The organism is Acinetobacter sp. ANC 3832, assembly GCF_002135415.1.
GTDB lineage: Bacteria > Pseudomonadota > Gammaproteobacteria > Pseudomonadales > Moraxellaceae > Acinetobacter.
The window spans coordinates 26681-40265 of sequence record NZ_NEGJ01000018.1 but is presented as its reverse complement, the minus strand read 5'-3'; the positions used below and the strand labels follow the sequence as shown (position 1 = coordinate 40265).

At 35.8% G+C, this 13585-nt stretch carries 12 protein-coding genes; 6 read left to right on the top strand and 6 right to left on the bottom strand.

Going from position 1 to position 13585, the window contains the following annotated elements:
- The first annotated feature begins 266 nt into the window (after nt 1-266).
- Both aspT and B9T35_RS16745 read left to right on the top strand, forming a co-directional pair.
- The gene (gene aspT / locus B9T35_RS16750) at nt 267-1952 is read left to right on the top strand and encodes an aspartate-alanine antiporter (protein WP_086192272.1); all 1686 of its coding nucleotides are present in this window, start codon (nt 267-269) and stop codon (nt 1950-1952) included.
- Nucleotides 1953-2015: 63 nt separating this feature from the next.
- Entirely contained in the window at nt 2016-3623 is a 1608-nt protein-coding gene (locus tag B9T35_RS16745; RefSeq protein ID WP_086192262.1) for a bifunctional aspartate transaminase/aspartate 4-decarboxylase, read from the top strand.
- 159 nt (nt 3624-3782) lie between these two features.
- Here B9T35_RS16745 and B9T35_RS16740 read toward each other — a convergent pair whose 3' ends face one another.
- Nucleotides 3783-4016 (bottom strand): hypothetical protein, encoded by a 234-nt coding sequence (locus B9T35_RS16740; RefSeq protein WP_086192260.1) that lies wholly within the window; start codon nt 4014-4016, stop codon nt 3783-3785.
- 288 nt (nt 4017-4304) lie between these two features.
- Between B9T35_RS16740 and B9T35_RS16735 the strand changes: the two genes are divergently transcribed.
- From B9T35_RS16735 to wecB, 4 genes are all read left to right on the top strand, one after another.
- Nucleotides 4305-4916: a LexA family protein gene (locus B9T35_RS16735; protein WP_086192258.1), complete on the top strand. Its 612-nt coding sequence runs from the start codon at nt 4305-4307 to the stop codon at nt 4914-4916.
- Nucleotides 4917-5426: 510 nt separating this feature from the next.
- On the top strand, nt 5427-6587 hold the full coding sequence (locus B9T35_RS16730; protein ID WP_086192271.1) for a tetratricopeptide repeat protein: 1161 nt from the start codon (nt 5427-5429) through the stop codon (nt 6585-6587).
- Nucleotides 6588-6590: 3 nt separating this feature from the next.
- Nucleotides 6591-6833, top strand: a complete 243-nt coding sequence (locus B9T35_RS18880) for a hypothetical protein (protein WP_416202459.1) — start codon at nt 6591-6593, stop codon at nt 6831-6833.
- Nucleotides 6834-7727: a non-hydrolyzing UDP-N-acetylglucosamine 2-epimerase gene (wecB, locus tag B9T35_RS16725; protein ID WP_416202461.1), complete on the top strand. Its 894-nt coding sequence runs from the start codon at nt 6834-6836 to the stop codon at nt 7725-7727. It begins immediately after the preceding gene.
- A gap of 174 nt (nt 7728-7901) precedes the next feature.
- On the opposite strand, the gene B9T35_RS16720 is transcribed toward wecB, so the two are convergent.
- The 5 genes from B9T35_RS16720 to B9T35_RS16700 are packed head-to-tail and all read right to left on the bottom strand — an operon-like array spanning nt 7902 to nt 13480.
- Nucleotides 7902-8768, bottom strand: a complete 867-nt coding sequence (locus tag B9T35_RS16720; RefSeq protein WP_416202460.1) for a hypothetical protein — start codon at nt 8766-8768, stop codon at nt 7902-7904.
- A gap of 10 nt (nt 8769-8778) precedes the next feature.
- Entirely contained in the window at nt 8779-10590 is a 1812-nt protein-coding gene (locus B9T35_RS16715) for a hypothetical protein (RefSeq protein ID WP_416202458.1), read from the bottom strand.
- Nucleotides 10587-11837, bottom strand: coding sequence for a glycosyltransferase family 2 protein (locus B9T35_RS16710; protein WP_086192254.1), 1251 nt, complete (start codon nt 11835-11837; stop codon nt 10587-10589). The genes B9T35_RS16715 and B9T35_RS16710 overlap by 4 nt, the downstream gene beginning before the upstream one ends.
- A complete protein-coding gene (locus tag B9T35_RS16705; RefSeq protein ID WP_086192252.1) occupies nt 11824-12738 on the bottom strand; it encodes a hypothetical protein in 915 nt (304 codons plus the stop codon). The genes B9T35_RS16710 and B9T35_RS16705 overlap by 14 nt, the downstream gene beginning before the upstream one ends.
- The gene (locus tag B9T35_RS16700) at nt 12722-13480 is read right to left on the bottom strand and encodes a hypothetical protein (protein WP_086192251.1); all 759 of its coding nucleotides are present in this window, start codon (nt 13478-13480) and stop codon (nt 12722-12724) included. The genes B9T35_RS16705 and B9T35_RS16700 overlap by 17 nt, the downstream gene beginning before the upstream one ends.
- Between the last annotated feature and the right edge of the window lie 105 nt (nt 13481-13585).

The window sequence follows — 13585 nt, the reverse complement described above, 5'->3', positions numbered from 1 at the left end:
TAATTACATTTAAATATTTTTCTTAATAATATGCATACAAAAGTTAATAATTAAAAAAAAATCACGAGATATATTCATTAAATGCAACACATTAAATAAATCAATTTTGAGAAATTTAAATACTTTAGTTAAATAAAATATAATTTTTAACATCTTATTAATTAATAGGTTTTTATTTTTGCATTAAAAAGTATTTACGTTTTTATTTTATTTAACTGTTGTAAATGTAATTCCAGTATATGACAAAAATCTATGTGGGGATTCAAATAATGGAATGGTTGCAAAGTGAATTAAGGCACAGCCCAGAGATACTCTTATTTTTGTCTCTGGCAATAGGGTTTTGGATTGGTCAATTCCAATTTGGAAAATTTCAGTTTGGAGGTGTGGCTGGCTCCTTACTTGTTGCAGTTGTATTAAGCTTACTTGGTATTCCCATTGACAATGGTGTTAAAGCAATACTTTTCGCCTTATTTATTTATGCGGTCGGTTTTGAAAGTGGTCCTCAGTTTTTTAAATCTTTAGGACCTGAGTCAATAAAAGAGATTTTATTGGCTGTATTTATGGCAATTTGCGGTTTAATCACTGTATTGGTTATGGCAAAAATTTTCCATTTAGACAAAGGCTTGGCTGCGGGTCTAGCAGCGGGAGGCATGACTCAATCAGCGATTATTGGTACAGCAGGTGACGCAATTTCTCGTCTTGATTTACCTCTCGCAGAAATTCAAAAAATGCAGGCTAATGTTGCAATTGGTTATGCTGTTACCTATATCTTTGGTTCGCTTGGTGCAATTATTGTTTGTGTGAATATTCTTCCACGCTTTATGGGAAGGGAAATTCGCGATGATGCACTTAAGGCACAATCTGAACGTTTAAAAGGTGCTTTTGAACTTGCTCCAGGGCAAGAATTAGCAATACCAGAGTTGGTTGGTCGTATATATAAGGTTAACCAAGCAAATGGTAAACGTATTGCTGATATTGAACTTGAAGGTAACAGCATAACGATTGAACGTTTAAAGCGAAAAGATAAATTCATAGATGTCAGTCCAGAAACAACCCTATTGGCTGAAGATATTGTATTGGTTGTGGGGCGACGAGCAGGGGTTGTTGCAATATCGAATCATATCGGAACGGAGTTGCAATCTTCATCTGGTATGGAAATCGTTATGGACACAACTGATGTGATCCTCAATAACTCTGAATATCTTAATCGGACACTTGGTGATATTAAAGCGAATACGCCAGCATCTTTAAAGCACGGTATTTATGTCTTAGCACTTAAGCGTAATGGTGAAATATTGCCATTAAGTGATGAAACTATCTTGCGTCAAGGTGATGTGGTTACTGTTTATGGTACTCAAAATGATCTTTCACGTTTAATTAAAGAAGCAGGTAAAGCACTACCAGAAAGTCTAAAAACAGATTGGATTTTTCATGGAGCGGGGCTTGTTGTTGGTCTAATTATAGGTCTCTTTGTTATTCGAATTGGTGGAGTTCCGCTGACTCTCGGTGCAGGAGGTGGGGCATTACTTTCAGGTCTATTATTTGGATGGTTGCGTAGCCGTAATCAACTACATGGCAATATGCCACCCGCAGCATCACAACTTCTTAAAGACTTAGGGCTTGCTGGCTTTGTTGCAGCAGTTGGTTTGCAGTCTGGTTTACAAGCAATTCAAACTATTAAAGAAAGTGGATTATCACTTTTTCTCATCGGTGTAGTAGTGACTCTAGTCCCATTGCTACTGGCGATGCTTTTTGCTCGTTATGTACTTCGTTATGACAATGTTGCTGTTATGGCGGGTGCAATATCGGGGGCACGAAGTGCAAATCCTGCATTTGGCGGAGTACTGGATAAAGCCGGAAACTCAATCCCAACAGTTCCTTTTGCAATTACTTATGCTTTAGCAAATGTCTTTTTAACATTGCTTGGACCATTGATCGTTGGTTTAGCTTAATAACATTATTGAATACATTAAATTTATACATTTTATTAATTATATTTACTCAGGAGATTTCCCATGGGAAATGTTGATTATTCTAAATATGCAAAACTTAGTCCATTCGAACTTAAAGATGAACTCATTGCTTTGGCTCAAAGTCGTACTGATCGTATGATGTTGAATGCTGGGCGTGGAAATCCTAACTTTTTAGCAACTGTGCCACGCAGAGCATTTTTTCAATTGGGATTATTTGCTGCCACAGAATCAGAGTTTTCATTCTCATATATGCCAGAAGGATTAGGCGGTTTTCCACGACCTCTTGGATTGCAATCACGCTTTGATCAATTCATTTTAGAAAACCGTGATAAACCTGGCGTGGTCTTTTTAGGTAAAGCTATTTCCTATGTGAGAGATCAATTGGGTCTTGATCCTGATGTATTTTTATTGGAAATGGTTGAAGGTATCTTAGGTTGCAATTATCCAGTACCTGATCGTATGCTTCGCGTTAGTGAAAGCATAATTAAAGAATATGTTTTGAGAGAAATGGGGGTGCAAGGGGTAGCAAAAGAGTCGATTGATTTATTTGCTGTCGAAGGCGGTACGGCTGCCATGGCTTACATTTTTAATTCACTCAAAGAAAATAAGATAATTGATAAAGGAGATCGTATTGCAATTGGAACTCCAATATTTACACCTTATTTGGAAATTCCAAAATTAAATGATTACCAACTTGAAGAAGTATTGATTGAGGCTGATCCTAAGCTAGATTGGCAATACCCTGAGTCAGAATTACGCAAGCTTGAAGATCCATCTATTAAAGCTTTTTTTCTAGTCAATCCAAGTAATCCACCTTCTGTCAAAATGAGTGATGAAGGTCTTGCTATTTTGGCAGATATTGTAAAAAAACGCCCAGATTTAATTATTCTTACGGATGATGTATATGGAACGTTTGCAGACAACTTTAAGTCACTTTTTGCTATTTGCCCAGATAACACAATTTTAGTGTATTCATTCTCAAAATATTTTGGTGCAACGGGTTGGCGCTTAGGGGTGATTGCATTATCTGATAATAATATTTTAGATAAAAAAATTGCGGCTCTACCGAAAAAAGCCAAACAGGAACTTGAAGAACGTTATTCATCATTAACCACAGATCCATCAAATATTAAGTTTATTGATCGTATGGTTGCTGATAGTCGTAATGTTGCTTTAAACCATACTGCTGGACTTTCTACACCACAGCAAGTTCAGATGGTTTTATTTGCATTATTTAATATGATGGACTCACGCCAATCTTATAAAAAAGCGGTTAAATCTGTTGTACGTGAACGTAATACAACATTATATAGACAGCTTGGTGTAGATGTTCCTCAAGATACGAATAATGTAGATTATTACACACTCATTAATCTAGAAAATATTTCACGTACGCTTTATGGAGAAGATTTTGCGAAGTGGGTTATGAAAACAAAAAATCCAACTGAATTATTATTCCGTGTGGCTGATGAAACGGGTGTAGTGTTATTACCGGGTTCAGGATTTGGTGTTATGCATCCTTCTGCACGTGCATCTCTAGCAAATTTAAATGAATATCAATATGCAGCTATTGGTAATTCTTTACGAAAATTTGCTGAAGAAACGTTTAAGGAATATGAGAGTTTAACCAAGAAAAAAACATCTAAATAATGTTTGTTTAAGTTTAATAATCTAAATTTAAAATTTTTAGGTAATTTAATTAAAAGCCCTAATTTTAACAATGGGGCTTTTAATTTTACTAATATTTAGAAAGAGATTAATAATTGGATAATTTATTAACTTATATTTTATCAAAATAAATATTTAACTTTATAAGCTTAGAGGCTGTAAGCCTTTTACAATATCTGTAAATTCAGAACCATTTAACCAAAATGATTTCTTTAAAAATAAGGTGGTCATAATGCTTTCAGCAATATCACTATTTGGATTTGCACACGGCAGACCATAATTGCTTCCTAAGACCGTATCATTCTCAATCAAGCGAATGTAGTAAGCATGTTGTTCGTCAGCATAACCAAGAATTGCATCACGTTGAGTTGTCATTTTTATGTCTCCGCATAGAAAATCTTTCAATAAAGTTAATTGCTGTATGATCAGGTTACTTATTAAATAAGATCAATAAATTAGAGGTTTTAAAAAAAATATAATTAATCTAATATATTGATTTTTAACAAGTATGATATTTATTTTTAACTTCCATATTTAAAATAAATGAATCAAAAACTGATCAATAGAGCTATTGTTATTCAAAATAAATTATTCGTCAACTTGAAATTGTAACTTTTTCAAGATATATTGATTTTAAAAGATTTATCGTATGTAGGAGGCACAATGTCTAAAAAAATAGAATTTGAACATGGCGGTGCAAGAAATAACTCGGGACGAAAGGCACAGTTCAATGAGCCAACAAAAGTGATTCGTGTACCCGAGTCGCAAGTTAATTTTATCAAAAATTGGTTACTGAAAAATTTCAAAACCAGCCCTTTGAATGATTTAACATCTTCTATAAAAATACAGACTGTACAGCCGAATACAACAAGAATTTATCAGATTCCTCTTGCGACTGAGCGTGTTGCTGCAGGTACACCATCAGCAGCGCAAGATTCGATAGAACAGTCTTTAGATATGAATGAATACTTGATAAAAAATGAAGGATCAACATTTATTGTCAAAGCAAACTCATTGTCTATGCTAGATGTTGGAATTGATATTGATGATCCCTTGGTTGTTGATCGGAGTATTCCAGCAAAATCAGGGGATATTGTGATTGCATTGATTGATACAGATTTTACGGTGAAACGGTTGATGATTGATAAACAATTTAATCCACCCAAAATTTGGCTCAAAGCTGAAAATGAAGATTATCAAAATATTTATATTGAAGAAGGGCAGGAGTTAATTATTTGGGGTGTCGTAACTTATAACTTAAAAAAGATGTACTAAATTAATCTATAAAAAAGTAGATGATTTAAAACTTCTTGCATAACTCCTTTTTTATATTTCTCCTATAAGAAAAAAGAAAGAGGTTGCTAATACTTGTGAAAGAAGTTTTATGTGTTACGTATTCGGTAAATTTTGATCAATATTTAATCAAAAAATACTAAATAAATTATATATTTATTGATAACAACACCTTGAAAATAAAAAAAGATAGAAATGAATGCAGATTAAAGCGTTGGATGTCATTCAGAATAAAATACAGGATTTTTGTAGTTGATCATTGTTTGAGCGTTATGGTGGGAATATAATATTACATAAGTAACGTTTTTATATTTTCGTGAGTTGTTCGGACTTACTTTTTTTGTTTTTTGAAATTTAAGCATATGAAATATTGTGCTTTATTTATATCTCCCTCCTCTGTTTTCATGTGAGCTGATTATGCAACATACTAATAGACTGACTTTGAAATGCTTGAAATTAGCATGTCTGAGTGTCTCTTTCTTACCTTTTTTTATGGGGGTAGGACATGCTGATCAAGCAAACACCGTAAGTTATGTACCTGGTAATCCAATTTATGATTTGTGGGATCAATTTTATAAAATAGAAAAAACCAATCCGCAACAAGCTGAAAGTATTCTAAAGCAGCTTGCTGAAAAAACACCGCATGATATTAAAGTATGGAAAAGTCTAACCTATTTACAAATTCGTATGGGGAAATCAGAGGAAGCACTGAATAGTGTAAGAAAAGCCAGAGAAGTTGAACCGCTAGATGAACAATTGGCTTTGCAAGAAGCTTATTTACTCAATCAATTACACCGTAACGATGAAGCACTTGTGGTATTTAAGTCCTTAGAGCAGTCACAAAATGCCGAGACCGCTACGAAAGCCAAACAAGCAGTCAATAATTTACAAAGTACTTCTCAAAGTAAATTAGCACCTTATTTTGCTGATATTTATTTTTCACCTTCTTATGAAGGGCGTTTTGATGACGGTATTTTCCCTTTAAAGCTTCGTTTTGGGCGTAACTTTGGTGATCAACAACAGGCTCAAGTGTATGGTTTTACAAGTATTACGCGAGATACTCAATCTAAAGTCGGTAGCAATCCTGAAATAGTAGATAAAATTTTTGAAGATAACGCTGCTGTTTTAGGTGTGGGTGTAAATTATCAACCTTTTCAAAATATTCCTGCACGTGTCTATTTAGAAGTCGGTGGAAGTTACGATTTAATTGATCGAAATCGCGATAAATTTCGTGAGAGTATCGTCGGTGGGGTTACGGGTTATCAAGAATGGCAACATGATATCAAACTATGTTCTTCAGAAAATTGCCCCTCTTTATATAGTGATTTATATGGCAATATCGCGACCTACTCACGTGAGGACTATGATGTTCTCGCAGATTTAAGATTGCGTTCAGGTTTAAATCTGTATCAAGGTCAAGCAGGTCGTGTTCAAGCATATGGAAAACTACATACCATTAATGATACAGATAAGCAGTATTACAATAATTTAGTTGAAATTGGTCCAGGTATTGCTTGGCAGCCTTTCCAACAATATCCAGTGACGCTCAGAGTTGAGCAAATGTATGGTAAATATGTTTCGGATACGCCGATTGATGTGAAAGATACGTATAGCAATGCACGTGTAGAACTCACATTTTATAAGGGTTTTTAAGCCATGTCTAAAAAAATCATGATTTCAATTATCTTTGGAACACGCCCTGAACTGATCAAGCTTGCTCCAATGATTTTGTTGGCACAGAAAGACCCACGCTTTAGCGTTGATGTGATTTTTACAGGTCAGCATGATGAATTAGTGCGAGACGCAATTGAGTTTTTTAAGATTAAAATTGATCATCGTTTAAAAATGATGTCGGCAGGGCAAAGTTTAAATCAATTACTGATTCATGGGTTACAGTAAATTGAAACTGTTTTTAAAGATGGTCAACAGCGTGATGCAATTATTATTCAAGGTGATACCACCACTGTATTAGCAGCCGCGATGGTAGCATTTTCGATGAAAATTCCTGCTGCGCATGTTGAGGCTGGTTTACGTTCTTATGATTTGGAACATCCATTTCCTGAAGAGGGAAATCGTCAATTGGTATCTAGAATTGCACATTGGCACTTTGCTCCAACGGCACAATCTAAGCAAAATTTGTTAAATGAACAAGTGGATTCAGCTTTAGTTGAAGTGACTGGTAATACGGTTGTTGATGCTGTGTATTTGGCAAAAAGCATGATGTCAGATGAAAACAGCCAACAGTTAATGGCTGATTTAGGGTTGAGTTTTTCTAAAGATGATCGAATTGTCTTGATGACAGCACATCGCCGTGAAAATTTTGGTGAAGGCATTTTAAATATTTGTACTGCAGTTTCTAAATTGGTCGATACGCATAGTGACTTATATTTTGTCTGGCCAGTACATTTAAATCCTGCTGTACATGATGTGGTACATCAACATTTTGCAAATCATCCTCAAGTGCATTTACTAGCACCATTGGATTATCCAAATTTGTTAAATATTATGAATCGTGCAACTTTTATTATGTCGGATTCAGGTGGTTTACAAGAAGAAAGTCCTTCTTATAAAAAGCCAGTATTAATTTTAAGAACAACCACAGAACGCCCAGAAGTTGTTGATGTAGGCGCAGGTGTATTGGTTGGAACCGATGTTGAAAAAATTATTCATGAAGCTGAGTTATTGTTAAATGATCCAAAGCATTATCAAAAAATGTCACAAGTGGAAAATCCATTTGGCGATGGTTTGGCTTCGCAACGTATTTTGAATCGTATTTATTCAGATTGTAAATGATTTAGCTTATGAATGATTAATTAGGCATTTTGCATCAGCGTTTATAATATCTATATTTTTAACAAAGAAATTTAAAGGTATGCTGCAAGAAAGCTTTGTGTAGCCTTATAAGAAATCAGCCAATAAGGCTAATTTTTTATAATTTATTCTAGACTCTAGAGAGTAGTTCGGCATTTATAAGAATCTGCGATAAGCCAATTTTTGCCATAAAGCGACAGTATAAACAGACCAACGGTTCATATAATGTGGCCCATCAAAAATATAGACTTGTTGACCTTCATAAGCTTTCAATTGTTCAATAATTTCCCATGGTGTCGCTGCTCGAGTTTTATGATCTTCTGTCATTCTAAAAGCTTCTAAAATAATCACGACACGATGATTACCAATGGTTTTATTCAATTGATTTGCTATTTTAACGGCTTGTTCCGCTGTTCGCACACCAGTACCTACGCCATCTTGAAAGAATACATTGGTCTGCTCAGGCAACCAACTTTTTAACCATAAATCATAGTGTAACGGTTCAGCTTCAGCACTGTAAATACTGACCCAAAGCGGTTTAGGCAGTGTTTCTAAGGTTTTACCTAAAGCATGCACTCGCAACCATGTCGGGTCTGCTTCTACTGGAAAGTAATACGCATCAGCTTTGAAAGGAAAGTCTGTATTTTTTAAGAAGTTGAGTGATTCTACACCGAGATCTTCAACCTGTGCTCTTGCTTCTGTTTCATTGTAGCGACCAGATAAACCTAAAATAAGATGCTTAGACCAAGCTTGTTGTTTGACTTTTTTCCAGTTTGGAAGTGTTTGCCATGCAGAAATTCGCTCACCTTGAAACCAAGATTTTCCATCGACCGTACCAAATTGTGGAATAAAAGTAGTGACACCTAATAAATCCCAATTTCCTTCAGGTTGACTATGTAGATCAGGTTGCCAAAAAACACCAATGACTTGAGCAGGAGGAAGTTGTCTTTTTTCAACAACAACCATACCCGTTATTATTACCATAACGAATACTCCAATGATCAAACTAATGGAGTATTTGATATAGCCTTTTTTATGATTTAGCATTTTTACGCTTACGCCAGTACCAATAAAGGATCGCAAGGATAAAGATAACAGATATAACAACAATCAGTAGGAAGAAATTCGATTGCTGAACAATCGGTGCTTTTTGATTTCCTACGATCAGTTGTTGCAGGGCATAGACATTTCCTTGTGCGGAAACGAAAACTTTTGTGGTGTTATTGGGGATGTTATTTTGAATTTTCGGCCATAAGTGCATAAAGTTTTGAGCACCAACTTCATCATCTGCAATGATATTAAAACGGTCTTTTTGGTAAATAATAAAAAAGCCGTGGGCAGCAGATGGTGCATAAATCGTATCTTGATGCGTATTTACTTGTTGATTGTATATTTCTTTGTTTACACGAATATTAATGAGCTGTGGATTCGCAGAATCAAATTTTTGAATATTCAGTGGCAGTGGATTGGGTGTCATTAGCATTTTTTTTGCCACTTGTGCAGTGACAATTGCCATACCTAATGAGCCAGAGTTTGAGTCTATAGCAATATTCGGTGCTGTAGCTAAAGCAGAAGAAACGGCAACCACACCATTTTTTAGCTTATACGGTAAGGTTATTTTAGATTTTGTCGCATCGATCCATAATGAACCGCGAGCACTCGGTATACAGTTTGAATTGGCAATAATTGAACTTTCAACTCTTAAATCAAAAACATTGCTCGGTGAAATATTTTTACCAAAGAAATTAAATGAACGCTCAACAGGATCAGATTCAAGTTCTGAAAGTTTTAAACTGCCCGCCAAAGCATTATTTACCCAAGCAGTCACTCCCGAGCCTTCTAATAAACCACTTTGCGAGCGTAAAGCAATTTGACCTTGTAAAATATCAGTCGGCAGCCACACTGCAGGAAAGTTTAAGCTCATATTTTTGGTAGCTTGGTCTAGTCTAAAATCTTGAACACCTAAATCTGCTAGGTTTTGAAAGGTTTTCAGTGTTGCCCATTGTGGAGCAGCCAATGTTGCAGGTAATACAGCATTGGCATTATTAATTTGATCTAAATATGTAGGATTCATTAACCCGTTCACAGCGGACTCTAATTCTGCTGCTGTTGAATAAGTAATGGTTAATGTCGGAATGCTCCCTTCATTTGTAAGTGCAACAGATGCACCATTCATTTTTGTTGCGCTATGTTGTACAACAACATTGAAATTCACAGGCTGAGTTTGGATTAGAGTATGATCAACCCACTGGATTTCTGTATTACTATTCCATGCGGTAAAAAGTCGTGCCAACATGGCAGCTTCTACGATATTGGCTTTGTCAAAGTTGAGACTTGCGGTAAAAGGTGTCGCTTGATGTACTTGTGGATTATACAAAGCATCTGGTAAATCACTCAGATGGTAGCTTGAACGAGAAGCATCGTAACTCAATAAACTTTGATTCAATGTGGTAAATTGATCAGGCTCTTCTTGGCATAAATTATTTTTGTCTTGCGTCGAATATTGTTGAATAATAAAATTTAAACGATGGTAACCACTGGTACTGCTCGGAATCGGAATGGATAAAGTCCCTTGACCTGTTAAACTGGTTCGATAGATTGGGCGATCATCATAATTCACAATCAACGTTGCATTATTGTCGGTTTGAAAATTTGCCTTATAAACAATATTGTTCCATTGTTCACCTTTGGCCACATAATAATAGTAAGGCTGATCAGTGAATCTGCTATTGATTTTAGCATCATCAAAGTTCCAATTGTTGCCCGCTTGTAGTGGTAAGGCCGCTAAAAGTGCGCTACCGAGTAACAACGCGCGAGTGAGAGATTTGGCTGTAAAGTTCATCATTTTTTCTCTTTACTACGTTCGGTTTTGTACCATTGAATACCCGTACCTGTGATTTTATTTTTCAACATGTCATAGGCAGCTTTAAAGACAATGATCAAAAAAATCTGTGAATAACTAAAATATGCAATGACGGAAAAGAAATACAATTGTGGTTTTGCTTTTTCAAGTGAAAGGGTAAACCACACTTGTGCAATATATAAACAAAAAGACAGTACCCAAAGCGCAGTAAAGGGTCCAGGAATGGATACACCTGCAATGCCCAGTAAGCCGAGGATTAAAGCAACATGACTAAGGAACAATGCAGGAACAAACATCACATAGCACATGATGTTATTTAAAATTTCGATCCCAATCGGAAAAGGTTGGGCGAGCGCTACAGGTAAATATTTATTGGTGACATAAAAATTACCTTGTGTCCAACGAGATCTCTGCTTAATGAATACGCTTAATGAAGGAGGGTCTTGTTGCCAACCCACGGCATAGGGCACCCATTTAATGCGTTTTTTCCCAAGGAAAATACGAAAACTCATTTCTGTATCATCTACGAGGGATTGTTCATCAAATCCACCCAGTGTTTCCAAAGCATCACGCCAAATGATGTAATTGGTGCCCATGAGTGTCGAGAGCTCAAAACGGTTCCAACGTCCGCCCTGAAAAATCCATTGGAAAAAGATAAATTCAATCGCGATGAAACGCGTCAAAATACTGTCTTGCCAGTTTCGTGTTCTGACCTTTCCATTTACAGCAACCAGTTTTGAATCTGCTACTAATGTTTGTGCCAGTAATCGAACGCAGTTAGGTTCAGGTGTACTGTCTGCATCATAGACGACGATGAGTTCGCCTTTGGCATGAGGTAAGCCATTATTTAATGTACGTGATTTACCTTTACCACCCATGCCTTTAGGGACATTGACAATTTTAATGCAGGAATATATCGCCGCTAATCGTTCTGCAATGGCTAAAGTATCATCCTTAGAGCCATCATTAATTAAGATGACTTCAAATGATTCAGCAGGGTAATCCTGCATAGCCATCGCATGTAAAGTTTCCTCAATCACGACTTCTTCGTTATATGCGGGAATCAAGATACTTAGCATTGGCCATGTTTTAGGAACAGGTAAATTCGCAAGCTCTTTTGCTGCTTTCTTAGAATATTGCCATGCAGAAAAACTGAGCCATGCCCAGAATGCTTGCGGAATCCAAATTCCGATGAAACCGACAAGAAATAATAGATCAATCGGGGTCATGTGCGCGCACTTTTCTAAGAATTGAAATGATAAGGAGGCTGAGTAGAGCGATGCCAATGATTAATGACACCCAAGACACAGAACTACCAACCGTCGTTAAAATACCGGGGTATTGGCTGTTCAAAAGCAAATCTAAAGGGATGATTAGAAAACTGGTAAAAATAAAAAAATAGCCGATTATATTGGTTTCAATGTGTGTTTCTGTACTGGTGTAATCGACGCCATGAAAATTCCAAGAAATGCCGAATTTAGGATATTCAATATTTTCAAGTGGAATATCTTCAGGTGGATTAATCAGCACTTGATTACCTGCATCTTGAGCCGAATTTTGTACAGCATTATAAAAATAATGTTGTTTATAAATAATTTCTCTAGCTGGTAAAGGAATTTGATTTGGATCAGATTGTTGTACGATATAACTGCCTTTAGGCTGAGCTAATAGGCTCGGATCCCAACCTGTAGGTACAAAGGCAGCTAAAGGGCGCAGCCCAAAAGCTGTTGAAAGTACCGCTTTGGCTGAAAAATAATTTTGTTGTTCAGGATGATACTCAATGATAGGAATTGCACCTTGGGCAACAGCAACTTTGGCATTTTTATATTGAATCCAGTCAAAATTTTCATCAGGTAATAAAATTCCAGGCTTTATGCCGTGCTGAATAAAGCGATTAAAACTATTTGAACCGACTTGATCTAAAGTGAATACAGGCCACCATACCTTTTCACTGGGAAAATACATGGCAATTTTATGAGTGGGCGTGAGTTGAGGGATGATGCCTTTAGCTGGGGCTTGTTCTGCAATCACACGACAATGATAATAATCCGCATAAAAGGTCTTCAATGTTTCATCAGGAAGTCCATTTACAGAGACCAAAAGACCACATAAATTAAGGAATATTGACATCGATCAACTCCTGTTCAGAATGTGGAATGTCTCTCAATATATATTCAATCTCAATTTTTAAACTTTCTATTTGTTCAAGTTGATGAACGAATTTCGGCAAATTTTTAGCATCTGGATGGGTTCTAAAAATAACACTAGTGATCTCTGAAAGATGATCATCTGAAAAGTGATAGATCACACCATCTGTTTTTTGTTGTAAGACTTCAAGAATTTTATTTTGAGTATTTTTCCAAACAGCAGCACCCAACATATCTTCAATCAGTTTTCGGTTAACCACTTTTATTCGAATAAGTTCATAATGATCTAATGCCACGAAGGGGAACATTTTGATCAATTCGACATGCATGTTTTCCCAAGCAGAAATAGGTAATATGTCATTTGAACGTTTAAAGTCATATGTCGCAGAGGCTTGTTCTACTTCATGTTTTGAAATTAAGTTATATCGAATTGCACTTAAAAATAAGGGTGCAAAAGGTATAGCAAACAATACGAGTAATTGTCGTTCAATGTGTGCAAAATTATTCAGATCAAATAAGAAATATAGAGCAGTGATAAAAAATGTAATGAATCCAACAATGAGTGCCACACCAAAGCGAAAAAATGCACCCGCAATAACAAGGCTTAAAATAAAAATCCAGCTTCCTCTATAGCTTGCAGGAAGCCATTCATAGGCAATAACCCCTATGAATAGTAGAGTGAAAATCACCCAGTATAAAAGTGTACGAATATGGTGATCGTTCATTGAGAACAGAAATATAGCTATAACTGTTTATATTTTACACAAAACCTAATTTAAACTATGAAAATTAATGTAATTTTACTAAATAGTTACATTCTGATAATTTAC